Raw genomic sequence first — 23,009 nt, forward strand, 5'->3', positions numbered from 1 at the left:
GTCGTCACGCTTGGTGCCGCGCAGCAGCAGGCCAGCGTTGTCGCCTGCCTGACCCTGGTCCAGCAGCTTGCGGAACATTTCAACGCCGGTCACGGTGGTCTTCTGCACCGGACGGATGCCGACGATTTCGATTTCGTCGCCGACCTTGATCACGCCGCGCTCGATACGGCCGGTCACCACGGTGCCGCGGCCCGAGATCGAGAACACGTCCTCCACCGGCATCAGGAACGGCTTGTCGATCGCACGCTCCGGCTCCGGAATCCAGCTGTCCAGGGCATCGACCAGCTTCAGGATGGCCGGCACGCCGATGTCGCTCTGGTCACCTTCCAGCGCCAGGCGGGCCGAACCGGCGATGATCGGGGTATCGTCGCCCGGGAACTCGTACTTGCTCAGCAGTTCACGCACTTCCATCTCGACCAGCTCGAGCAGCTCGGCGTCGTCAACCATGTCGGCCTTGTTCAGGAACACGACGATGTACGGCACGCCGACCTGACGCGACAGCAGGATGTGCTCGCGGGTCTGCGGCATCGGACCGTCAGCGGCCGAGCACACCAGGATCGCGCCATCCATCTGGGCGGCACCGGTGATCATGTTCTTGACGTAGTCAGCGTGGCCCGGGCAGTCAACGTGGGCGTAGTGACGGATCGGGGATTCGTATTCGACGTGCGCGGTCGAGATCGTGATACCACGAGCCTTTTCTTCCGGCGCGGCGTCGATCGAGGAGTAGTCCTTGAACTCGCCACCGAAGCGCTCGGCACCGATCTTGGTCAGTGCGGCGGTCAGCGTGGTCTTGCCGTGGTCGACGTGACCGATGGTGCCGACATTGACGTGCGGCTTGGTGCGCTCGAACTTACCCTTGGCCATGGCTGCTTATCTCGAATTCGTCTGAGAGGTGATGCTTAAGATGGTGCTCACGAAAGGAATCGAACCTTCGACCTCTTCCTTACCAAGGAAGTGCTCTACCGACTGAGCTACGTGAGCCGAGTTTTGCATTATGACATGAACTCGATAATATTCAAAGTTCATTCAATGGAGCGGGAGACGGGAATCGAACCCGCACCATCAGCTTGGAAGGCTGAGGTTCTACCATTGAACTACTCCCGCGCCGGGAATGTCACAACGTGAAACTGGTGGAGGGAGGTGGATTCGAACCACCGAAGGCGTAAGCCAGCAGATTTACAGTCTGCCCCCGTTGGCCGCTTGGGTATCCCTCCTTACCACCCCATTCCGTTGCCGCCGAAGCGTTGCGGTGTGTGGTGGTGAGCCGCTTATTCTGCTGATGGGACGGGGAGCTGTCAACGCTTTTTTTCCACTTTTTTCACGCGCTGTCGCAAACCCATTGATACGCAAGGTTATTGCCCGGGGACCGGTAGGGTCTCGCTGGCGAAAATTGCGACATGAGGGACACCGTCGCCGCCAATCCAGCCCCGATACATACCCTGGGTGTTGAACGGCGTGGCCATTTTTCCATCTGCGCCGAGCACGATCGCACCGCCATCGCCGCCCATCTGCGGAATCGTCTCGTTGATCACGCCCTTGCCGGCCTGCTCCGGGCTCTGCCCCTGGTAACGCATACGCGCGCAGATCTCGTGCGCGGCGGCAGTGCGGATGTAGTACTCGCCCCAGCCGGTGCCAGACACCGCACATCGCGCGTCAGCCCAGGTACCGGCGCCGATGATCGGCGAATCACCCACGCGCCCATAGCGCTTGTTGGTCATGCCACCGGTGGAGGTACCAGCGGCCAGGCGCCCCTGTGCATCCAATGCGACTGCACCGACGGTCCCGAAGTGCTTTGCGGTCTCCAGATCGGCATGCGCCTGGCCGCCGGCCTCTTCCTTCAGTGCACGCTGCAGCTGCTGCCAGCGCTTTTCCGTACGGAAATAGGAGGGATCGACCAGAGAAATGCCCTGCTCGACCGCGAAGGCTTCGGCGCCCTGCCCGACCATCATCACATGCCTGGACTTCTGCATCACGGTCTGCGCCAGCAGGATCGGGTTGCGCACCCGCTGCACGCCCGCCACCGCGCCCGCCGCCTGGCTCGCGCCGTCCATGACGGCCGCATCCAGCTCGTTGTGGCCGTCGTGGGTGAACACCGCGCCCTTGCCGGCGTTGAAGGTGGGATCGTCCTCCAGCACGGTGATCGCGGCGGTGACAGCGGCCAGCGCGGGGCGACCCGCTGCCAGCTCCGCATGCCCCTTCAACAGGGCCGCCCGCAGCGCGTCACGTGCGGCCTTTTCCTCGGCCGGCGACAGGTCCTTGCGCTCGACGCCGGCGCCGCCGTGGATGACCAGCAGCGGTGAAGCGGCCGGTGCGGCCTGGGCGAGCAACGGCAGGGACAGCAGCGCGGACAGCGCCAGGCGCAGTTTCATCGGGTACGTCTCCAGCAGGTGGGCAAGGGAGGCATCATCGTAGAGCCGAGCCCATGCTCGGCTGATGCCTCGGTTGAAAGGCAGCCGAGCGCGGGCTCGGCTCTACAGCATCCCATGCGTGGCCACAGGATCGCCGGGTCACTGGCGGATGACTTCGATCTCGCCGTCGCTGACGTCGGCCACGGCCTGGTAGTCGGCCTCGGCCTGGAAGTCATCCAGGCGCATGCGGCCGCCGCTGGCGACCACCGTTACCGGCACCGCGTGGAAGCGCAGCGGCTCACCTTCGACCAGGCGGTCGGCATCGCGGCCGGGGCTGACCACCCAGACCTTGCCCTCGCCGTCAGCACTGTAGACCTGTGCCTGGCCATCGGGTTCCACGCACAGGGCAGTGTCTTCGTCGACGCCGATGCCGACGATGTCGGGGTTGCCACTGTCCTGGGCAGCGCGCGCCACGAACACGATCAGGCGGCCGAGCCGATCGCGCTTGTCGAAGTGGGTGTCGGTGACCACGCGCTGCAGGTAGGGCATCTGCAGGAAGCCACTGTCCATGGTCACCGCACTGCCCATCGGGTCGGCCAGCGCATCGGCGGAGGTGATGCTGCCGCCGTCCATCGCGCCGTAGGCATAGCCACCGAGGATGGCGAGCCCAGCGCTGGTACCGGCAATCGGCTTGCCGGCGCGCACATGGGCGTTGAGCGCGCGGTTGAGCGCGGTGCCCTTCCAGAAGCGGATGTAGCGGGACTGGTCGCCGCCGGCGATGAAGATGGCATCGGCTGCAGCCACCACGCGCAGCACCGCGGGATCATCGGCACCACGGCGATTGTCGAACACCAGCGTCTGCACTGCGGTGGCCCCGCCGATCTCGCGATACAGGCGGTCCTGCAGTTCGTCACTGCCAGAAGCGCGCAGGATCAGCACGCGGCCATTGCCAGCCTGCTTCAGCCACCAATGGAAGGCTTCCGGCACCCATTCGCCACCGCCCATCAGCATCATGGCCGGCGCGCGCGGACCGGGCCGGGGTGCGTCGAGATCCCCGGCTTCGTAGTAGGCGAAGCCCGGGCCCTGCAGGTCCTGCGCAAGGGCGGCCAACGGCACGGCCAACACCACCAGCGCCAGCCAGGCGAAGGGGGCACGCAGGGTCCGATGGAGGCGTCGCATCTTGATCTCCCTGAACAAAATCGACTTGCAAGCGTTTTCACTCTTTGCCAGATAGGGATCCAGTAGTCAAGGGCATGAAAAAGGCGTTAAATGCGCGCGCCCATTCCGGAAATCTGAATGGGGGACAGGGCCCCTCCTCTGCGGGCCGGCTTCATTTCCGAGAATTCCTCATGCGTAGAAAGGCGATGGCGTGGTCGATCCAGCTGGCGTTGATGGGCGTGGCTGCTTCCGCGGCGGCCCAGGCACCGGCTTCCTCTTCGGTGCAACAACTGGACGCGGTGCAGGTCACCGGTTCGCGCATTCCGCGCGCCCAGGTCGAAGGCCCCGCCCCGATCACGGTGATCAGCGCCGAGCAGATCCGCTCCAGCGGCTTTACCACCGTGCCGGACGTGCTGCGCGCGATGACCCAGAACGGCGGTGAGACGCAGAGCCAGCAGTCCTCCAGTGGCGCTGACTTCTCGCCGGGCGCCCAGCAGGTGGACCTGCGCGGCCTGGGCCCGAACCACACGCTGGTGCTGGTCAATGGCCGCCGCATCGCCGACTTCCCGATGCCGTTCAAGGGCCGCAGCAACTTCACCGATGTCTCCAACATCCCGTTGGGGATGATCGAGCGCATCGAAGTGCTGACCGGCAGCGCCTCGGCCATCTACGGCTCGGACGCGATCGCCGGCGTGGTCAACTTCATCCTGAAGAAAAAGGCCGACGGCACCACGATCGACATGCGCATGGGCACCACCAGCGAAGGCGGTGGCGAGTCGTTCGACATGAGCCTGGCCAGCGGCTTCAGCCGCGGCAACTTCAACGCCGTGTACAGCGTCGAGCTGCAGTCGCAGACCCCGCTGTGGGCCTATGAGCGCGACATCCAGGATTCGACCCAGGACGGCCCCACCGAGGGCTCGCGCATCGCCCGCCGCGCTTACCTGCGTACGGACTACAACGACGACTACCTGGATCCGGGCGCGGCCACCTGCGAAGCGCTGGCCGGGCAGAACCAGGGCAGCACCTACCGCGCCTACCGCCCGCGCTACGGTTACTACTGCGGCAGCGACAGCTCGATCGGCTACGGCACCATCCTCAGCAAGCGCCGCGGCGCCAATGGCTACGCCTCGCTGAGCTACGACTTCGACAACGGCCAGCAATGGTTCGCCGATGTGCAGCTGGGCTACCACACGATGTCGCTGATGCGCGACGTCACCAAGTGGGGCCGCATGGACGCCAATGGCGATGAGTCGGGCTACTTCAACAACCAAGCCACCGGCGAGATCGAGTTCTGGCAGCGCCAGTTCTCCCCCGAGGAAATGGGGGGCCTGCGCAATGCGATGGTGCGCAGCACGCAGAAGACCTTCAGCGTGACTACCGGCTTCAAAGGCAATCTGGCCGGCAACTGGGACTACGAGGCAGCATTGAGCCATTCGCAGTACCAGTCGCGGATCAGCTGGGCACAGATCATCGCCGCCAAGGCCAATGACCTGTTCCTGGGCCCGCAGCTGGGCGTGGACGACGACGGTTTCCCGATCTACAACGCCGATCCGTCACGCCTGTACCGGCCACTGACCCGCGCCGAGTACGACTCGATCGCGGCGCGTACCACTTACACCCCGAAGTCGCGGACCGAGACGGCCGCGTTCACGCTGACCAATTCCGCGCTGTTCGGCCTGCCGGGCGGTGACGCCGGCTTCGCCGCGACCGTGGAAGTGGGCCAGCAGGCGTATTCACTGAATCCCGATCCGCTGGCGACCCAGTACTACTACTACAGCTGGAAGGATTCGGACGGCAACGGTTCGCGCAACCGCTGGGCCACGGCGGCCGAGCTGCGCATGCCGCTGCACGAGACGGTCAACCTGAGCGTGGCCGGCCGCTACGACCAGTACCGCTATTCGGGCCACACCATCGGCAAGGCTACGTGGAGCGGCGGCCTGGAATGGCGCCCGATCGACACCCTGCTGGTACGTGGTTCGTATGGCACCGCGTTCCGCGCGCCGGATCTGCACTACGTGTTCGCCGGCCCGGGCAACGACGAGACCAGCGCCGTGGACCTGTACAGCTGCCGCGCCGACGATGCCGCCGACTGTTCCGACTACGAGCACAACCTGATCCGCAGCCGCACCGGCAACCGTCAGCTCGACCCGGAAACCAGCACCTCGTGGAGCGCCGGCTTCGTCTGGTCGCCGGCGATCGGCCTGGACCTGTCGGTGGACTGGTTCGACATCGACATGCGCAAGCAGGTGCAGGACATGGACGTGCGCACGATACTGGCCAGTGAAGCGAACTGCCGCCTGGGTACTGCCGACATCAACTCGCCGACCTGCGTGGATGCGCTCGACCGCATCACCCGCACCAGTGATGGCCGCCTGTACGGCGTACGCGTCGCCCCGATCAACGTCGCCCGCGAGTCGACCTCCGGCATCGACGTCGGACTGCGCTACCGCCTGCAGACCGGCATTGGTGATTTCATCCTCAACGGCACCCACACCTGGGTGAAGAAGCACGATTTCCAGCGCTACCCCGGTGATCCGATCCAGGACCAGTTCGCGGTCAACAGCAACTTCGACATCCCGCGTACCAAGACCAGCCTGAGCGTGACCTGGGAGAAGGAGGCGTGGTCGGCCACGGTCTATGGTTCGCGCCTGGGCAAGCTGCCGACCTCGGACAGCTACGACCAGGTATTCAAGTGGGACAGCGGTGACAGCCCGTACATCAAGGCGACCTACCGCTACAACGCGTCGCTGCAGTACCGCTTCGACGACCACGCGCGCCTGTCGCTGTCGGTGGTGAACGTCTTCAACAAGATGCCGCCGAAGGACGCCACCTACACCGCGTATCCGTATTACGACGTGTCCTGGTTCGACAGCGTCGGCCGCACCATCAACCTGCAGTACACCCACAAGTTCGGTGGCAGCGCATTGTAAGCGCGGTTACGCAGGACGTGGACGACGGGGCCCGCCATTGGCGGGCCTTGTTGTTTGGGAACCTGGCTCTGGTAGATGCCCACCTTGGTGGACACTGATATGCCACGCGCCCACCAAGGCGGGCGACTACCAGAGCGGGCCACGCGGGTTTTCCACACCGCACGTGGAAAGCGATGGGAACTTGGTGTGGACAAGTGGGCGCGATCCTTGTCTCACAGGCATTTCCGGGCGTGGTGATTTTTTATCCATTCCCTTTGATTGTTTTCCACACCAGACGTGGAGAGCGATGGGAACTTGGTGTGGACAAGTGGGCGCGAGCATTGCCGCGCAGGCGTTTGGACGTGTGGCGAATATTTGTCCACGCTCCGCGAACAAGCCCTGCAGAGCCGAGCCCATGCTCGGCTCTACAGCGGCACACCGGGTTTTCCACACCGCGCGTGGAAAGTGGTGGGGGTTTGGTGTGGACAAGTGAGCGCGAGACTTGCCGCGCAAGCGTTTCAAAGCACGGTCATTTTTTCGCCAGCCACCGGCGCGGTTCCAGAAACGCGAACGCCCCGCACAAGGCGGGGCGTCCAGGGTCGATCCGCTACCGCTGGATCAGACGTTGAAGCGGAAGTGCAGGATGTCGCCTTCCTGCACGCGGTATTCCTTGCCTTCCAGGCGCAGGCGACCGGCTTCCTTGGCACCGGCTTCGCCCTTGTACTTGATGAAGTCGTCGTACGCGATGGTTTCGGCGCGGATGAAGCCCTTCTCGAAGTCGGTGTGGATGACCGCGGCGGCCTGCGGGGCGGTAGCGCCCTTGCGCACGGTCCACGCACGGACTTCCTTCACGCCGGCGGTGAAGTAGGTCTGCAGGCCCAGCAGGCTGTAGGCCGCGTTGATCACGCGGTTCAGGCCCGGCTCGCTCAGGCCCAGATCGGCCAGGAAGGTATCGCGGTCTTCGTCGTCGAGCTGGGACAGCTCTTCTTCGATCGCGGCCGACACCGGCACCACCTGCGCGCCTTCGGCGGCGGCATGCGCGCGCACGGCTTCCAGGTGCGGGTTGTTCTCGAAACCGTCTTCCAGCACGTTGGCGATATACATCACCGGCTTCAGGGTGAGCAGGAACAGGTCGCGTACCAGCGCCTTTTCTTCATCATCCAGGCCGACCGAGCGACCGGCCTTGCCGTCCGACAGCGCGGCCTGCAGCTTGGCCAGCACCGGCTTGCGCGCCGCTGCGTCCTTGTCGCCGCCCTTGGCTGCGCGCTCGGCACGGTTCAGCGCCTTCTCGACGCTGTCCAGGTCGGCCAGCGCCAGTTCGGTGTCGATGGTTTCGATGTCCGAGATCGGGTCGACCTTGCCGGCCACGTGCACGATGTCGCCGTGCTCGAAGCAGCGCACCACGTGGGTGATCGCATCGACTTCGCGGATGTGCGCCAGGAACTTGTTGCCCAGGCCTTCACCGCTGGCGGCACCGGCCACCAGGCCGGCGATGTCGACGAACTCGACGGCGGTCGGGATGACCTTCTGCGGGTTGATGATGCCTGCCAGTTCGCCCAGGCGCGGATCCGGCACCGGCACGATGCCGACGTTCGGCTCGATGGTGCAGAACGGGAAGTTCGCCGCGGCGATACCCGCCTTGGTCAGCGCATTGAACAGGGTCGACTTGCCGACGTTGGGCAGGCCGACGATGCCGCATTTGATACCCATGGGTTGAATCCGGGTTTGAGTGTAAGTGGATGATTCGGGATTCAAGACTCGCCTGCGGGCATGCCCTCAATCCCCAATCGTCCTTCCAGTAGCCCGCGCTAGAACGCGGCGTACAACCTGTGATGTTCTGCGTACGCTTTCAGCAGTTCTTCCAGCTTGCCGTCATCGACCAGCGCATAGAATCGCCCATCCAGCGCATCAAGTGCTGTTTCGACTTCATCGTCGAGCCACCCGTCAGCACGATAGATCTGCAGGCGCCTCTGCGCATGATGATCTGCCATGGCCTCATTGCCAAACAGTAGCTGCTGGGCCGCCAGCACGATGTCGCGCACGTCAAGCTGCTGTATCTCCTCAAGCCCTGCAAGCGCTTCAGCAATGTAGCCGCCAGCAGAATTATGGAAATAGGCATCAAGCCCTCCACGGTAGACATCATTGATGAGCGCGTTGATCGCAAAGAAACGCTGATCGTGCACTGACAATCCAGCAAATCCACAACCGCTCCCGTGGACCTGTTCGACCAACCAATGCCAATGCCGCCCCTCTGCAGATTCCTCGAACCGCTTGCGCTCTTCACGAATTTCCCGATCTCGCGTCTTCGCCATTTCCATGCTTTGCCGCGTGCCATTCCGGCACGGCATGCAGAGCCCGTCGTTCCGGGCCGCCGTCGCCAGCAGGATCATGGCGCCACACGCAGTGCAGGGAGTACGCGGGTCGGTCATGATCAGCGCGGGGTGTGCAGCCGCTTCATCGCTTCGCTGAAATCGCCCTGCACCGCCAACGGCAGCACGTCGATCGCATCGTCGATGGCGCGCGAAATCAGCACTTCATCGTCCTTGGAGGGGCGTCCCAGCACCCAGCCCACCACGCGATCCTTGTGGCCGGGATGGCCGATGCCCACGCGCAGGCGATGGAACTTGCCGTGACCGAGCAGGCGGATGGTGTCACGCAGGCCGTTCTGGCCGCCGTGGCCGCCGTCGAACTTCAGCCGCGCCACGCCGGGCGCCAGGTCCAGTTCGTCGTGGGCCAGCAGGGTCTCTTCCGGTTCGATCTTCCAGAACCGCTGCGCGGCGGTGACCGACTTGCCACTGAGGTTCATGAAGGTGGCGGGCTTGAGCAGCCACACCGTCTGACCGGCGATCTCGACCTTGGCGGTCTCACCGAACAGCTTGCTGTCCACATTCCATCGCGCACCGGCTTTTTCCGCCAGGGCCTCAACGAAATGAAACCCGGCATTGTGCCGGGTCCGGGCGTGTTCCGATCCGGGGTTGCCCAGACCGACGATCAGTCGCAGTCCTGCCATGGTTCCTTCCAGTACGGTGCCTGCCCGGAGGCAGGCACCGTAACGGTATTACTCGGCGGCAGCCGCTTCTTCGTCAGCCTCGTCGGCCTTGCCGGCCTTGGCGGTGACGATGGCGTCGTCGTGGTCCTTGCCCAGCGCCAGGGCCGGGATTTCCACGCCCTTCGGCAGCTTGATGTTGGACAGGTACACCACGTCACCGGCCTTCAGCTCGCCCAGGTCGACTTCGATCGACTCCGGCAGGTCCTTCGGCAGGCAGGTGATGGTCACTTCCTTCAGTTCGTGGGTGACCACGACGTCGGCAGCCTTGCCAGCCGGCGAGGTGTCTTCGTTGATGAAGTGCAGCGGGACCGAAGCGGTCAGGGCTTCGTTCTCGTTCACGCGCTGGAAGTCCAGGTGCATGATCAGCTGCTTGTACGGGTGGCGCTGCATGTCACGCAGCAGGACCTTCTGCACCTGGCCGTCCAGGTTCAGGTCCAGGATCGAGGCATAGAACCACTCGTTCTGCTGGGCCAGCCAGATTTCGTTGTGGTCCAGGCTGATGGCGACCGGCTCGGCGTTGCCGCCGTACACGATGGCCGGGATCACACCAGCGTGACGCAGGCGGCGGCTCGCACCCTTACGCTGCAGTTCACGCTTGGTGACCTTGATTTCATGGGTCTTCGACATTTTCGACTACTCAGGTTGTTGCCCTGCCTTGCGGCCTGGCGGTTGAAGATGCTTCCGCGACCAGAAGCACCCGGGGTATGTCCCCACCGTTGCCGGCAGGGACGAAAAACTCAGTCGACGTACAGCGAGCTGACCGACTCACCGAAGGCGATGCGGCGCATCGTTTCGGCCAGCATTTCCGCCACGCTCAGCTGGCGGATCTTGCTGCACACCCGCGCGGCGTCCTTCAGCGGGATGGTGTCGGTCACCACCAGCTCGTCGAGCTGGGAATTGGTGATGTTGTCCACCGCCGGGCCCGACAGCACCGCGTGGGTGCAGTAGGCGGCGACCTTGAGCGCACCGCGCGCCTTCAGGGCAGCGGCAGCGGCGCACAGGGTGCCGGCGGTATCGACGATGTCATCGACCATCACGCAGGTCTTGCCTTCGACGTCACCGATGATGTTCATCACGGTGGAGACGTTGGCGCGCGGGCGGCGCTTGTCGATGATCGCCAGGTCGGCGTCATCCAGGCGCTTGGCCACCGCACGGGCGCGGACCACGCCGCCCACGTCCGGCGACACAACGATCAGGTTCTCGGTGCCGTAGGCGCGCCAGATGTCGGCCAGCAGCAGCGGGGACGCATACACGTTGTCCACCGGAATATCGAAGAAGCCCTGGATCTGGTCAGCGTGCAGATCGACGGTCAGCACGCGATCAGCGCCAGCGGTGCTGAACATCTTCGCCGCCAGCTTGGCGGTGATCGGCACGCGCGAGGAACGCATGCGGCGATCCTGGCGCGAGTAGCCGAAGTACGGCACCACGGCGGTCACGCTGGCCACCGATGCGCGCTTGAGCGCGTCGATCAGCACCAGCAGTTCCATCAGGTTTTCCGCGCTCGGTGCGCAGGTCGGCTGGATCACGAACACGTCCTGCTTGCGGACGTTCTCTTCGATCTCCACCTGCACTTCGCCATCAGAGAAGTGCGAGACCAGCGCCTTGCCCGGGCGAACCCCCAGTTCCTTGCAGATATTCTGCGCCAGACGTTTGTTGGCGTTGCCGGAAAAGACCAGCAGGTTCGGGGACTCTTGCATCATGATTGTCTCGGGCGGGGACGAGTGGCGGGGATCCGGGGTCGGCAAGGACCCGATGGACCCTTGCTGCTGACAACACCGCGGTTGTTTCCACGTCCCGCGCGGGCGATGCGCTGGAAGGCGCGGACACAGCCGCTATTGGCAGGGGCGGTAGGATTCGAACCTACGAATGCCAGGATCAAAACCTGGTGCCTTGGGCCTCTTGGCGACGCCCCTGCAGTGATAAATCAGTGTTGCTCGAGTGCATCCAGCAGTGGCGAACGCGCAACGCCCGCTGCCACCCTTGCCCGCAACTCCTTCGGCAACTTCGACCGTCCCTGCTCTGCGGCAGACTGCGATGCGAACTCGACGAAACAACCACTTCCCGAACCGGTCAGCCGCGCCGTGCCGATATCGCTCAACGCGGCGAACGCTGCCTCGACGGCAGGCTCACGGCGGCGCAGCACCGGTTCGAACGCGTTCCCGACCAAGGTCCCGGAAGCGAAGTCCTCTATTTTCGCCACTGGGCTGTCGCGCGTCAAATCCGGGTCTGCGAACAGGGCCGGGGTGGGAACATGAACGCCCGGTTCAACCACCACATACCAGGCCGGTTCCAACACGATGGGCTGCAGGCGTTCGCCCACCCCTTCGGCCCAGGCATTGCGCCCGCGCACGAACACCGGCACGTCCGCGCCCAGGCGCAGGCCCAACGCAGCAAGCGCGTCCTCATCCAGACCGGCCCGCCAGAGCCGGTTCAGCACCACCAGCACGGTGGCGGCATCGGAGGAACCGCCGCCAAAGCCACCGCCGGCAGAAACGCGCTTTTCGACGATGATGTCGGCGCCTTGCGCGATATTGGCCGCGCCTTTCAGAATCCGGGCGGCGCGTACCGCCAGATCATCCGCCTCGGCAACGCCGGCCAGCCCCTCGCCCTCACGACGCACCTGCCCGTCTGCACGCAGGCGCAGACCAATGCGGTCGCCCCAGTCCAGCAGCCGGAACACGGTCTGCAGCTCGTGGTAGCCGTCGGCGCGGCGACCGGTGATATGCAGGAACAGGTTCAGCTTGGCCGGGGCCGGCCACCAGGACCAGCCCGCGTCATCGCACCCGGCACTCATGGGGCGCCCTGCCCCCACTGATCCACCAGCAGGCGCACCTTGGCGTCACCATGGCTGGCTTCTATCCGGCGTGGCAGCGCCGGACGCCCGGCCTCGGCCGGGTACCAGTCCAGGTACTGCACCTGCCAGCCCATCTGCTGCATACGACGCGGCCGGCCTTCACCGTCGCGCTCGACCTTCTCCGGACCGGCAGCATCGCCAGCCACCAGGCCACGGATCCACTGCGGCAGCTGGTTGACCGGGATGTCCCAGCCAGTGGCCTCCAGCAGCAGCTGCTGGGCGTCCTCGCCGTCACGCGGCCCGCCGGCCAGTCCCTCAAGGCGACCGGCTTCGGAATGGGTATCGCCGGTCAGCTTCCAGCTCTGCCGGGTCACCGGCGCGCTCAGCTCGACCACATAGCGGCGCCCCTCCTGCTTCCAGTCGATGCGACCGCTGCCGCCGTCCTTGCCCTTGCTGACCGCGACCCGGCCCTGGAAGGCCCAGTCCGACTGTGCCTGCAGCGCGGCCACGCGCGCCGCCTCGGCCCGCGCCGCTTCGGCCGAAACCGTCTCGACCACCGCCGGTGGCGCGGTCTTCTGCGTACCCACGCTGGTACAGGCGGTCACCGCCAGGGTCACGGCCACCAACAGCATCGGCCGGATCAGGGAAACACTCATGGATTGAATTTCTCGCGGGCGCGCAGCAGCGCGCGGTTTTCAGGATCGAGCTTGGCCGCTTCTTCGAAGAAGTGGCGGGCCTCGTCATGCTTGCCCAGCACCCACAGCACTTCGCCAACGTGGGAAGCGATCTCCGGGTCCTTGGCCAGGGTCCAGGCCCGGCGCAGCTGCACCAGTGCTTCTTCCTTGCGGCCCAGGCGATACAACACCCAGCCATAGCTGTCGACGATGGCGGCGTTGTCCGGTTCGGCCACACGGGCGCGGTCGATCAGCTCCAGTGCTTCCTGCAGGCGGCCGGTGCGATCGGCCAGGGTGTAGCCCAGCGCGTTCAAAGCCGGCACGTTCTCCGGGTCGGTCACCAGGATCTTGCGCAGGTCAGCCTCGGCGCGCGGAATGTCATCGCGGCGTTCCCAGGTGAGCGCACGGGCGTACAGCAGGCCGTTGTCATCCGGGTAAGCGGCCAGGCCGCGGGCCAGCGCATCCAGTTCACCGGCGCTGTCGTCGGCGCGCTGGCGCAGTTCCGCTTCCAGCAGGTAGGCGTCGCGGCGCACGTCGTCGTCAACCACCGCATCGGACTGGATCGCGTGCACCTCATCCAGTGCCAGCGGCAGGCGCCCGGCCAGGGCCTGGGCGTTGGCCGCACGCAGGCGCGCTTCGCTCAGCTCATCGCCGCCGGGCACGCTGTGATACCACTGCACCGCCTCGGGATAACGCTTCAGGTACTCGGCGATCTTGCCCAGCAGCAGGCGCTGCGCCGGGTCCGGCTTGGCCGCCTGCCGCGACAGTTCGTTGTAGAGGTTGGACAGCGCCGCCTTGTCGCCCTGCTTGGCCAGCAGCGAAGCGCGCATGCCCCAGGTCTGCACGTCCTGCGGGCCGAAGGCCAGCACGCGCTCGGCCGCGGACGGCTGGCCGAGGCTGTCGTAGGCAATGGCCACCGCATTGCGCAGTTCCGGGTCCTGGCGGGTCTTAGGCTCCACATCGTGCAGCAGCGACAGCGCCTTGCCGGTCTCCCCGGCCTGCTGCAGCTGGCTGGCACGCAGCAACGCCACACGCGGTTCTTCAGGGAAGCGCTTGACCACTTCATCGATCATGCGCCGCGCCAGTTCGGGCTTGTCCATGCGCAGGGCGAGGCGGCCGAACTCCTGCCAGGCTTCGATCTTCGGTGGAATGGCGTTGGCGTCGACCAGCTCACCCAGCACCTGCGCGGGCACCGCCGGATCGCGCCCCCCACCGATCAGGGCGGCCAGGGCAAACTTCCAACCGCGCTCATCGGAGTCGGCCAGCAGGCCCTGCAGTTCGGTGCGGGCAGCCTTCACATCGCCCTGGCGCATGGCCAGCGCACCGGCCGCACTGCGCATGGTCAATGAGCGCGGGGCCCGCTGTTGCCACAGGGCCAGGCCCTTGGCGGCGCTGGCATCATCGTTGGCGAGCATGGAAATGCGGGTCGCACGCTCGGCCAGGCCGGCGTCGCCGTCGGTCTGCTGGGCCGCCTGCAGGTACCAGCGCGCGGCCTCAGCCAGCTTGCCGGCCTGCAGGGCGAACTCACCAGCCATCACCGGCTCCAGCGCCAGTTCCTCAGTGGCCGGGGCCCTTACAGGGGCCTTGGCCGGCACCGCCGCCAGGGCCTGGCTGCAGGCCAGGGACAGCAGCAGAACACTGGGGATGCGAATCAATGCGGGCATCGTCGGCATCGGGGCCTTAAAATGTCGTCCAATGGCCAGCAGCTTATCGCAAGCAACTGAACAATGACCCTGTGGGTGCTCGGACTGAATCACCAGACCGCACCGGTGGAGCTGCGCGAGCGCGCGGCCTTCGCCGGTGAGGCGTTGCCGCGCGCGCTCGGTTCGCTGCGCGATACCCCGCAGATCGCCGAGGCGGTGCTGCTGTCCACCTGCAACCGCACCGAGCTGTATGCCGTGGCCGATTCGGCACAGGCGCTGGACCAGTGGCTGCACACCCAGGCCGGCGACCTGCAGGGCTACCTGTACCAGCACGCCGATGCGGAAGCCGTGCGCCACCTGTTCCGGGTCGCCACCGGCCTGGATTCGATGGTGCTGGGTGAACCGCAGATCCTCGGCCAGGTGAAGGATGCCTGGTCGACCGCGCGCGACCACGGCCTGCTCGGCCAGCGCCTGGACCGCCTGTTCCAGCAGACCTTCTCGGTGGCCAAGCGTGCGCGCACCGATACCCAGGTCGGCGCCAATCCGGTATCGGTGGCGTCGGCCGCAGTGCGCCTGGCGCAGAACGCGTTCGCCCGGCTGGACGATTCCACCGTGCTGCTGGTCGGTGCCGGCGAGACCATCGAACTGGCTGCACGGCACCTGAGCGAAGGCAAGGTACGCCGGCTGCTGATCGCCAACCGCACCCTCGCCCACGCGCAGGAACTTGCCAGCCGCCATGGCGGCGTGGCCCTGCCGCTGACCGAACTGGACCGCCACCTGGGCGAGGCCGACGTGGTGTTCTCGGCCACCGCTGCGCGCGAACCGGTGATCCATCGCGAGATGGTGGCCAAGGCCCTGCGCGCGCGCCGGCACAAGCCGATGCTGCTGTTCGACCTGGCCGTACCGCGCGACATCGAGGCCGAGGTCGGCACGCTCAACGATGCCTTCCTCTACACCGTGGACGATCTCGAGCGTGCGGTGGAAGACAACCGCCGTGGCCGCCGTGAGGCCGCCGCCGAAGCCGAGGCGATCATCGACCTGCAGGTGTCGCGCTTCGTCGAGACCCAGCAGGCCAGCGCCCACCAGGCGCCGCTGCGGCAGCTGCGCGCGTTCGGCGAAGCCACCCGCGCCGAGCTGCTGGAGCGCGCACGCCAGCAACTGGCCAACGGCAAGCCGGCCGATGAAGTGCTGGAGCTGCTTGCCCACGGCCTGACCAACCGCCTGCTGCATCCGCCGACCGCCGCCCTGCGTGCGGCCGCGCTGAGTGGCGATGCCGACCTGACCCGCGCCGCCGAGCGCCTGTTCCCGGCCACGCCGGGTTACCGCCACCCACCCGTGAGACCCGATGACGCCGACCCTGCGCCGTAAGCTGGAAGCGCTGGCCGAGCGCCGCGAAGAACTGGAACGCCTGCTCGCCGAACCCGATGTGGTCGCCGACAACACTCGTTTCCGCGACCTTTCGCGCGAATTCGCCCAACTTGAACCGATCGCCATCGCCCTGGCTGATGAAGCCCGTGCCAAGGCCGATCTGGCAGCCGCCGAAGGCATGCGCGCCGACCCCGACCTGCGCGAGCTGGCCGACGAGGAAATCGCTGCTGCACAGGCGCGCCTGCAGGAACTGGAGCAGGAGCTGGCGCTGCTGCTGGTGCCGCGCGACCCGCGCGACGAAGGCAACCTGTTCCTGGAAGTGCGCGCGGGTACCGGCGGCGACGAGGCAGCGATCTTTGCCGGCGACCTGTTCCGCATGTACGCCCGCTACGCCGAACGCCAGGGCTGGAAGGTCGAGATCGAATCGGACAGTCCGGGCGAGCACGGCGGCTACAAGGAAGTGGTGGCGCGCGTGGTCGGCCGTGGAGCGTTCTCGCGCCTGAAGTTCGAATCGGGTACGCATCGCGTGCAGCGCGTGCCGGCCACCGAATCGCAGGGCCGCATCCACACCTCGGCGGCCACCGTAGCGATCATTCCCGAGGCCGATGAGGTCGATGACATCGTCATCAACCCGGCCGACCTGAAGGTGGATACGTTCCGCTCGTCCGGTGCCGGCGGCCAGCACGTGAACAAGACCGAATCGGCCATCCGCATCACCCACGTGCCGACCGGCGTGGTGGTGGAATGCCAGACCGAGCGCAGCCAGCACGCCAACCGCGACAAGGCGATGAAACGCCTGAAAGCACAACTACTGGACGCCGAGCGCCAGCGCCAGGACGCGGCGCAGGCCGAATCGCGGCGCCTGCAGGTCGGCAGCGGCGACCGCAGCCAGCGCATCCGCACCTACAACTTCCCGCAGGGCCGGATCACCGACCACCGTGTGGAAGGCCTGACGCTGTACGACCTGCCCAACGTACTGGCCGGCGACCTCGATCCGCTGCTGCAGCGGCTCAGCCACGAGCACCAGGTCGACGCCCTGGCCCAGCTGTCGGCGGGCTGAGCACGATGACGGCCTGGCAGCAGCGGCAGCACCTGCAACAGGCGATTGCACGCCAGCCCGGCGACTTCGTCGCCTGGGTCATGCTGGCCGATGTGGAACTGGAAGCCGGCGACATCGCTGCCGGCGAACAGGCCGCGCGACGTGCCCTGCAGCTGCGCCCGAATCACCCTGAAGCACTGGCACGGTTGGGTCGCGTGGCCTGGATGGCCGGCGCGCATGCCGACGCGGCGAAGCTGCTCGGCCAGGCCTCGGCGCTGGCCCCGCAGCACCCCGGCATCGCGTTGTGGCTGGGCCATGCGCTGGAAGATGCCGATGATGCAGAAGGCGCGGCGGCGGCCTATCGCCGTGCACATGCGCTGATGCCGGACGAACCCTATATCGCCGCGCAGCGCCTGGCCTGGCAGCGTCGCCTCTGCGACTGGCAGGACGTGGATGCGCTGGCCACACAGGTGCGTGGCGCCCTGGCCACCGGGCAAGGCGTGGTCGAACCGTTCGCGTTCCTCAGCGAGGATGCCAGCGCGGCCGAACAGCTGGCCTGCGCGCGTGCACGCGCCGCAGTGGTTGCTTCGGGGGTACGTCCCCTTCCTGCCGTGAAGGTGCGCGCGCACGGCCCCCTGCGCGTCGGTTTCCTTTCCAATGGTTTTGGCGCCCATCCCACCGGGCTGCTGACCGTGGCCCTGTTCGAGCAGCTGCGTCATGACCCGGCGTTGCAGCTGCATCTGTTCGCGTTGAACCGCGACGACGGCAGCCGCATCCGCCAGCGCCTGCAGACGGCCACACAGCTGCATGATGTGGCTGGCCTGCGCCATGCAGACACTGCCGCGCGCATCCGCGCACAGGGCATCGACCTGTTGTTCGACCTGCGCGGCTGGGGCGGCGGCGGCACGCCGGAAGTGCTGGCGATGCGCCCTGCCCCGCTGCAGTTGAACTGGCTGGCTTATCCGGGCACCTCGGGCGCGCCGTGGATGGATGCGGTGATCGGCGATGCCTTCGCCCTGACACCCGCACTGGAGCCGCACTACAGCGAACGCGTGCTGCGCCTGCCGCGCGCCTTCCAGCCGTCGGACAACACCCGCGTGCTGGCGCCTGCGCCGAGCCGCGCCGACTGCGGCCTGCCCGAACAGGGCGTGGTGTTCTGCTGCTTCAACAACAGCTACAAGCTCAACCCGCGCAGCATGGGCCGCGCCTTCGCCATTCTGCAGGCAGTGCCCGGCAGCGTGCTGTGGCTGATGTCCGGCCCCGGCCAGGCCGATGCGCGCCTGCGTGCCGCCGCACAGACCGCAGGCCTGGACCCGGCGCGCCTGGTGTTCATGGCCAAGCTGCCGCATCCGCAGTACCTGGCCCGATATCCGCTGGCCGACCTGTTCCTGGACACACATCCTTACAACGCCCACACCACCGCCTCCGATGCGCTGTGGGCCGGCTGCCCGGTGCTGACCTGCCCCGGCGACACCTTCGCCGCGCGCGTGGCCGGCAGCCTCAACCACCATCTGGGGCTGGCACGGATGAATGTCGCCGACGATGCCGGGTTCATCGCCACCGCCAGCGCGCTGGGCAACGATCCGGCAGCACTGGCGGCGTTGCGCGCTGAACTGGCACAGGCACGCGAAGACAGCGGCCTGTTCGACATGGCCGGATTTGCCCACGACCTTTCGGCGCTGCTGCAGCATCTGGCGGGCGAACAGGGCTGGCAGGGCCTCGACATCGCCTGAGCGATCCCTGCGCTACGCTCGGGATTCCTCCCCGCGTGGTGTGACGATGGCCAAGCTCAAGCGCAAGGACTACGACGAACTGCTGCTGCCTTTGCAGCTGGAACTGACCGCCATGGCGCGCTGGGTGCAGCACAGCGGGCAACGCCTGCTGGTGCTGTTCGAGGGACGTGATACCGCAGGCAAAGGCGGCGCGATCCAGGCCATCAGCCAGCACCTCAACCCGCGCCAATGCCGGGTGGTGGCGCTGCCCAAGCCCACCGACCGCGAAGCCACGCAGTGGTACTTCCAGCGCTACGCCTCGCACCTGCCGGCCGCCGGCGAGATCGTGCTGATGGACCGCAGCTGGTACAACCGCGCAGGCGTCGAGCGGGTGATGGGCTATTGCAGCGAAACCGAGTACCAGCAGTTCCTGCACCAGGCGCCGGTGTTCGAACAGCTGCTGGTGGACGACGGCATCCTGCTGTTCAAGTACTGGCTGTGCGTGGACCAGGAGCAGCAGGAAAAGCGCTTCGCCGAGCGCCACCTCGATCCGCTGAAGGGCTGGAAGCTCTCTCCGGTGGACCTTAAATCACGCAGCAAGTACAGCGCTTACACCGAGGCCCGCGAGGCAATGCTGCGCGCGACGCATCGTGAGGCGGCGCCGTGGACGCTGGTGGATTTCAACGACCAGCGGCTGGGCCGGCTGACCCTGGTGCGCAACCTGCTGGACCGGCTGCCGGATACGCGGGTGGATGCGCCGTTGCCGGAGCTGCCGAAGCTGAAGGGCAAGCTGCATCGCGAGCACTACGATGTGCTGAAGCCGATCGAGGATTTCCCGGTCGAGGAATAGGGTGGGTCGGCAGGGCCTGCGGCCCTGCACCTGCTACGAACCAAGGCAACAGCAACAGCCGAAGCAGAAGCGGGTTACCTGTGGGTAGGCGGGGTGGGTCCGGTTGCGGGGGACGCTGCAAGTACGTCCATGTAAGCTCGGTCGCCGCATCCATGCGGCTCACGCCCCCGCAACCGGACCCACCCCGCCTTCGACAGATTCTCGCGACCTGCAGCAGATCGACGACATGCGTGGATGCTCTTCATTCGATTGTCGAAATATTCGATTTCAATGGAGATTCATCCACGCACGGCGTGGATCTAACGTGTCGACCAAGGTCGACACCCACCAACAGCCGCAGAAATCTGTCAGAGGCGGGGCGGTGTCGGAGTGCGGGGTGTCAGCCGCATGGATGCGGCTGCCAAGCCTACATGGACGTACTTGCGGCGTCCCCGCACTCCGACACCGCCCCGCCACAACACGGAAATCGCACTTTGGCAGTTGCTGTTGCTGTTGCCGTTGCCGTTGCTTGAAAGTTTCGGCGGGTGCAGGGCGCAGCCCTGCCGATACCCAACCTACTTGGCAGCAGCGATCTGCTTTTCGATGTCGGCGGCCGTCACCGGGCCGAGGAAGCTGTGCGCCAGCTTGCCCTGCGGGTCCAGCAGGTGCGTCAACGGCAAACCACGCGGCGTGGCGAAATCCGCCGGCGGGTCGAACGGGTCCACGATCACGATCGGATAGGTCACCGGATGCTTGGTCAGGAACGACTGCATCTCCGGCACCTCGATGTCTTCATAGGCCAGGCCGACCACCTCGATGTTGCTGCGCATCGCGTGCAGCGCCGACAGCTCCGGCATTTCCTTGCGGCACGGTGCACACCAGGTCGCCCAGAAATTCACCACCACCCACTTGCCGCGATGCGCGGCCAGGTCGTAGTCGCTGCCATCCACTGCCTTCATCTTCAGCGTCGGGAACTCGGCGGTGGTGCGCTCGGCCGGGGTTTCATCGACCGGTGCCGGAGTGGTCGGCGTCGGCGCCTGTGCCGGTGGCTGGCTGCTGGCGGGGGTCGGCTCCTGGGCCGGCTTGCAGGCCGACAGCGCCAGCAGCAGGGCCAGCGGGAGCAGCAACGGGGTCTTGCGGGTCATGGCATGTCTCCGGAATCGGTGTAGATATCGCTGACCTTGCGCTTGAGGCGTTCGCGCAGGGGCAGCCGCAGATCGTCCAGTGCCGCCAGCGCAGCACGGCCCAGGCTGTCGTCGCGGTAGGGCAGATGCTGCTCGGCTACCGGGATGCGCAGCTGGGTGCATTCGTACAGATCGGCCAGGCTCACCTGGTCCAGGTCGCGCGAGAGCAGCCATTCGCCGCGTTCATCGCGGCGCAACAGGCCGATTTCCTGCAGGTTGCAGGCCAGGTCCTGCAGCAGCGAGTCGGTCAGCATCGGCTCCAGACGCAGGATTTCATCGTCGGCCAGGCCCTTGCCCTTGGCACGTGCATGGTGGAAGCGGCCGAGCAGGCGCAGCAGGCCATAGAACTCGTAGCCCTGCGGCAGGCGCAGTTCCACCGGCTGGTAGCGGAAGGCCGCCATCGACGAGGACAGCGACGCGCCCAGCAGCACCGCCACCCAGCACAGGTAGATCCACAGCAGCAGGATCGGCACGAACGCCACCGTGCCGTAGAGCTTCTGGTAGGACTGGAAACTGCCCAGATAGGCGCCGATGCCCCACTTCACCAGTTCCAGGATCACCGCCGCGAGAATCGCGCCGGGCACCGCGTGCCGCCATTTCACGGTGTGGTGCGGCACCACCCGGAACATCAGCGTGATGCAGACGAACTCGATCAGGATCGGCGCCAGCCGCAGCGCGAACTCGGCCAGCCAACGACCTTCCTGGGTCCCGAACAATGGCATCGCGAACACACGCGCCGACACCGCCAGCGAAGCGGCAGCGAGCATCGCGCCCAACGTCAGCACGGTCCAGTAGACCAGGAAGCGGGTCAGCTTGGGCCGGGTCGAACCGACCCGCCAGATCTGGTTGAAGGTCTCTTCAACGCTGTTGAGGGTGATCAGCAGCGAGACCACCAGCGCGATGAAGCCGGCGGCGGTGAGCTGGCCGGCACTGGCCGAGAACTGCCGCAGGTAGCCCTCCGCCGCACGCGCGGCGTTGGGCACGAAGTTGGAGAAGACGTAATCGCTGAGCTGGTCGCTCCAGCGGTCGAAGACGGGGAAGGCCGAGAGCACGCCGAACACCACGATGGCCAGCGGCACCAGCGCGAACACCGTGGTGTACGCCAGCGCCGCCGCTGCCTGGAACAGGCGGTCGTCGAGGAAGCGATGCCACAGGAAGCGGCCGAAACTGATGGCCCGTGCGCGATCCCGCGCGCGCTCCATCCACAGGTTGAGCGTATCCAAAGGTTCCATCGGCGAAAGGGTACCCGATGCGGAATGCTCGCAGGATAGCCATACTGGTGGCCACACGACGAGGAGAAGCGGGCACGATGGGCGAGATTCTGGTGCTGTACTACAGCCGGGGCGGTTCGGTGGCACGGCTGGCGCGCCAGATCGCGCGGGGCATCGGCGAAGTGCCGGGCATGACCGCGCGCCTGCGCACGGTGCCGCCGGTGGCTGCGGTGACCCAGACCGCGCAGCCGCCGGTACCCGACGATGGCGCCCCCTACGTGAGCGTGCAGGACCTGGTCGAGTGCCAGGGCCTGCTGCTCGGCAGCCCGACCCGCTTCGGCAACATGGCCGCCCCGGTCAAGCATTTCCTGGATGGGCTGGGCGCCGAATGGGTCAACGGCACCCTTTCCGGCAAGCCGGCCGGCGTGTTCACCTCCACCGCCTCGATGCACGGCGGGCAGGAATCGACCCTGCTGTCGATGCAGGTGCCGCTGCTGCACCATGGCTGCGTGATCGTCGGCATCCCGTTCACCGAGCCGGCGCTGAGCCACACCACCAGTGGCGGCACGCCCTATGGCGCCAGCCACGTCGCCGGTGCCGCCGACGACCCGCAGCCGACCGACGACGAGGCGGTGTTGGCGCGCGCGCTGGGCCACCGGGTGGCCGACATCGCGCAGCGGCTGGCCCGATGAGCGCCGCGCCGCGCACGGTCCTGCTGCTGGCCCTGATGGGGCTGGCCGCGCTGTTCGCCGGCTGGTTCATCAATGACAAGCACTGGCTGGCCACCCAGCTGGTGTTCACCGCGCCGCCACTGGCACTGGCCATCGCACTGCGCCTGGGCTGGCGCAAGGCCGGTTTCTGGGCCTCGGTGCTGGCCCTGGGCTGGTTCAGCCACGGCGTGATGAGCGCCTGGAGCCACCCGGAGACGCGCTGGCTGGCGCTGATCGAGATCGCGCTGGCCCTGCTGGTGGTCTTCAGCACCAGCCTGCCAGGGCTGCGCGCCCGCTTCGGCAAGCGACGCTGACGCTGCGCCCGCCGGGCCGTATCATCTGTGTTCCTGGCCCCGCGCCGCTGTACCTGTCCTGGTTTCG

At 66.5% G+C, this 23,009-nt stretch carries 20 protein-coding genes and 4 tRNA genes; 7 read left to right on the forward strand and 17 right to left on the reverse strand.

Annotation, left to right across the window (positions count from 1 at the left end; translation table 11 throughout):
- From tuf to AC5P6E_RS09875, 6 genes are all read right to left on the reverse strand, one after another.
- Positions 1 to 864 (reverse strand): elongation factor Tu (gene tuf / locus AC5P6E_RS09850; protein ID WP_495230925.1); only part of this gene is annotated, 864 nt, incomplete at its 3' end.
- 41 nt (positions 865 to 905) lie between these two features.
- Positions 906 to 981 (reverse strand) — tRNA-Thr (locus tag AC5P6E_RS09855).
- A 49-nt stretch (positions 982 to 1,030) separates the two neighbouring features.
- A tRNA-Gly gene (locus AC5P6E_RS09860) sits at positions 1,031 to 1,104 on the reverse strand.
- A 24-nt stretch (positions 1,105 to 1,128) separates the two neighbouring features.
- A tRNA-Tyr gene (locus tag AC5P6E_RS09865) sits at positions 1,129 to 1,214 on the reverse strand.
- Positions 1,215 to 1,352: 138 nt separating this feature from the next.
- Positions 1,353 to 2,369: an isoaspartyl peptidase/L-asparaginase family protein gene (locus tag AC5P6E_RS09870; protein ID WP_019338148.1), complete on the reverse strand. Its 1,017-nt coding sequence runs from the start codon at positions 2,367 to 2,369 to the stop codon at positions 1,353 to 1,355.
- A 138-nt stretch (positions 2,370 to 2,507) separates the two neighbouring features.
- Positions 2,508 to 3,527 (reverse strand): Type 1 glutamine amidotransferase-like domain-containing protein, encoded by a 1,020-nt coding sequence (locus AC5P6E_RS09875; protein ID WP_019338147.1) that lies wholly within the window; start codon positions 3,525 to 3,527, stop codon positions 2,508 to 2,510.
- A 170-nt stretch (positions 3,528 to 3,697) separates the two neighbouring features.
- On the opposite strand from AC5P6E_RS09875, the gene AC5P6E_RS09880 reads away from it, so the two are divergent.
- Complete coding sequence (locus tag AC5P6E_RS09880) at positions 3,698 to 6,436, forward strand: TonB-dependent receptor domain-containing protein (protein WP_019338146.1); 2,739 nt, start codon at positions 3,698 to 3,700, stop codon at positions 6,434 to 6,436.
- A 597-nt stretch (positions 6,437 to 7,033) separates the two neighbouring features.
- Here the strand turns inward: AC5P6E_RS09880 and ychF are convergent.
- The 9 genes from ychF to AC5P6E_RS09925 form a co-directional block, all read right to left on the reverse strand.
- Positions 7,034 to 8,125, reverse strand: coding sequence for a redox-regulated ATPase YchF (gene ychF / locus AC5P6E_RS09885; RefSeq protein ID WP_019338145.1), 1,092 nt, complete (start codon positions 8,123 to 8,125; stop codon positions 7,034 to 7,036).
- Between the two features lie 98 nt (positions 8,126 to 8,223).
- The gene (locus AC5P6E_RS09890; RefSeq protein WP_237707035.1) at positions 8,224 to 8,805 is read right to left on the reverse strand and encodes a DMP19 family protein; all 582 of its coding nucleotides are present in this window, start codon (positions 8,803 to 8,805) and stop codon (positions 8,224 to 8,226) included.
- A 41-nt stretch (positions 8,806 to 8,846) separates the two neighbouring features.
- Positions 8,847 to 9,425, reverse strand: coding sequence for an aminoacyl-tRNA hydrolase (gene pth / locus AC5P6E_RS09895; protein ID WP_019338143.1), 579 nt, complete (start codon positions 9,423 to 9,425; stop codon positions 8,847 to 8,849).
- 48 nt (positions 9,426 to 9,473) lie between these two features.
- Positions 9,474 to 10,091 (reverse strand): 50S ribosomal protein L25/general stress protein Ctc, encoded by a 618-nt coding sequence (locus tag AC5P6E_RS09900; protein WP_019338142.1) that lies wholly within the window; start codon positions 10,089 to 10,091, stop codon positions 9,474 to 9,476.
- A 110-nt stretch (positions 10,092 to 10,201) separates the two neighbouring features.
- Positions 10,202 to 11,161 carry a ribose-phosphate diphosphokinase gene (locus tag AC5P6E_RS09905; RefSeq protein WP_005415400.1) on the reverse strand — a complete coding sequence of 320 codons (960 nt, stop codon included), beginning with the start codon at positions 11,159 to 11,161 and terminating at the stop codon, positions 10,202 to 10,204.
- Positions 11,162 to 11,300: 139 nt separating this feature from the next.
- Positions 11,301 to 11,377: transfer RNA gene (locus AC5P6E_RS09910), tRNA-Gln, on the reverse strand.
- Positions 11,378 to 11,388: 11 nt separating this feature from the next.
- Positions 11,389 to 12,258, reverse strand: a complete 870-nt coding sequence (gene ispE, locus AC5P6E_RS09915; protein WP_019338141.1) for a 4-(cytidine 5'-diphospho)-2-C-methyl-D-erythritol kinase — start codon at positions 12,256 to 12,258, stop codon at positions 11,389 to 11,391.
- Positions 12,255 to 12,914 carry a lipoprotein insertase outer membrane protein LolB gene (gene lolB, locus AC5P6E_RS09920; protein WP_019338140.1) on the reverse strand — a complete coding sequence of 220 codons (660 nt, stop codon included), beginning with the start codon at positions 12,912 to 12,914 and terminating at the stop codon, positions 12,255 to 12,257. The genes ispE and lolB overlap by 4 nt, the downstream gene beginning before the upstream one ends.
- Positions 12,911 to 14,596, reverse strand: coding sequence for a tetratricopeptide repeat protein (locus tag AC5P6E_RS09925; protein ID WP_029550819.1), 1,686 nt, complete (start codon positions 14,594 to 14,596; stop codon positions 12,911 to 12,913). Before AC5P6E_RS09925 ends, lolB begins: the two co-directional genes overlap by 4 nt.
- Before the next feature lie 63 nt (positions 14,597 to 14,659).
- On the opposite strand from AC5P6E_RS09925, the gene hemA reads away from it, so the two are divergent.
- The 4 genes from hemA to ppk2 are packed head-to-tail and all read left to right on the forward strand — an operon-like array spanning position 14,660 to position 19,544.
- Positions 14,660 to 15,943 (forward strand): glutamyl-tRNA reductase, encoded by a 1,284-nt coding sequence (hemA, locus tag AC5P6E_RS09930; protein ID WP_010481752.1) that lies wholly within the window; start codon positions 14,660 to 14,662, stop codon positions 15,941 to 15,943.
- Positions 15,921 to 17,003: a peptide chain release factor 1 gene (gene prfA / locus AC5P6E_RS09935; protein WP_010481754.1), complete on the forward strand. Its 1,083-nt coding sequence runs from the start codon at positions 15,921 to 15,923 to the stop codon at positions 17,001 to 17,003. Before hemA ends, prfA begins: the two co-directional genes overlap by 23 nt.
- A 5-nt stretch (positions 17,004 to 17,008) precedes the next feature.
- Entirely contained in the window at positions 17,009 to 18,715 is a 1,707-nt protein-coding gene (locus AC5P6E_RS09940; protein ID WP_019338138.1) for an O-linked N-acetylglucosamine transferase, SPINDLY family protein, read from the forward strand.
- Positions 18,716 to 18,761: 46 nt separating this feature from the next.
- On the forward strand, positions 18,762 to 19,544 hold the full coding sequence (gene ppk2 / locus AC5P6E_RS09945) for a polyphosphate kinase 2 (RefSeq protein ID WP_019338137.1): 783 nt from the start codon (positions 18,762 to 18,764) through the stop codon (positions 19,542 to 19,544).
- Positions 19,545 to 20,098: 554 nt separating this feature from the next.
- Here ppk2 and AC5P6E_RS09950 read toward each other — a convergent pair.
- Together AC5P6E_RS09950 and AC5P6E_RS09955 are read right to left on the reverse strand one after the other, a co-directional pair.
- Positions 20,099 to 20,668, reverse strand: coding sequence for a TlpA family protein disulfide reductase (locus AC5P6E_RS09950; RefSeq protein WP_019338136.1), 570 nt, complete (start codon positions 20,666 to 20,668; stop codon positions 20,099 to 20,101).
- Positions 20,665 to 21,939 (reverse strand): YihY family inner membrane protein, encoded by a 1,275-nt coding sequence (locus AC5P6E_RS09955; protein WP_019338135.1) that lies wholly within the window; start codon positions 21,937 to 21,939, stop codon positions 20,665 to 20,667. The genes AC5P6E_RS09950 and AC5P6E_RS09955 overlap by 4 nt, the downstream gene beginning before the upstream one ends.
- Before the next feature lie 77 nt (positions 21,940 to 22,016).
- On the opposite strand from AC5P6E_RS09955, the gene wrbA reads away from it, so the two are divergent.
- Both wrbA and AC5P6E_RS09965 read left to right on the forward strand, forming a co-directional pair.
- Positions 22,017 to 22,610 (forward strand): NAD(P)H:quinone oxidoreductase, encoded by a 594-nt coding sequence (gene wrbA, locus AC5P6E_RS09960; protein WP_010481764.1) that lies wholly within the window; start codon positions 22,017 to 22,019, stop codon positions 22,608 to 22,610.
- A complete protein-coding gene (locus AC5P6E_RS09965; RefSeq protein ID WP_019338134.1) occupies positions 22,607 to 22,942 on the forward strand; it encodes a DUF2069 domain-containing protein in 336 nt (111 codons plus the stop codon). Before wrbA ends, AC5P6E_RS09965 begins: the two co-directional genes overlap by 4 nt.
- The last annotated feature ends 67 nt before the right edge of the window (positions 22,943 to 23,009 follow it).

Source organism: Stenotrophomonas sp. YJH_SMC_16 (genome assembly GCF_059367875.1).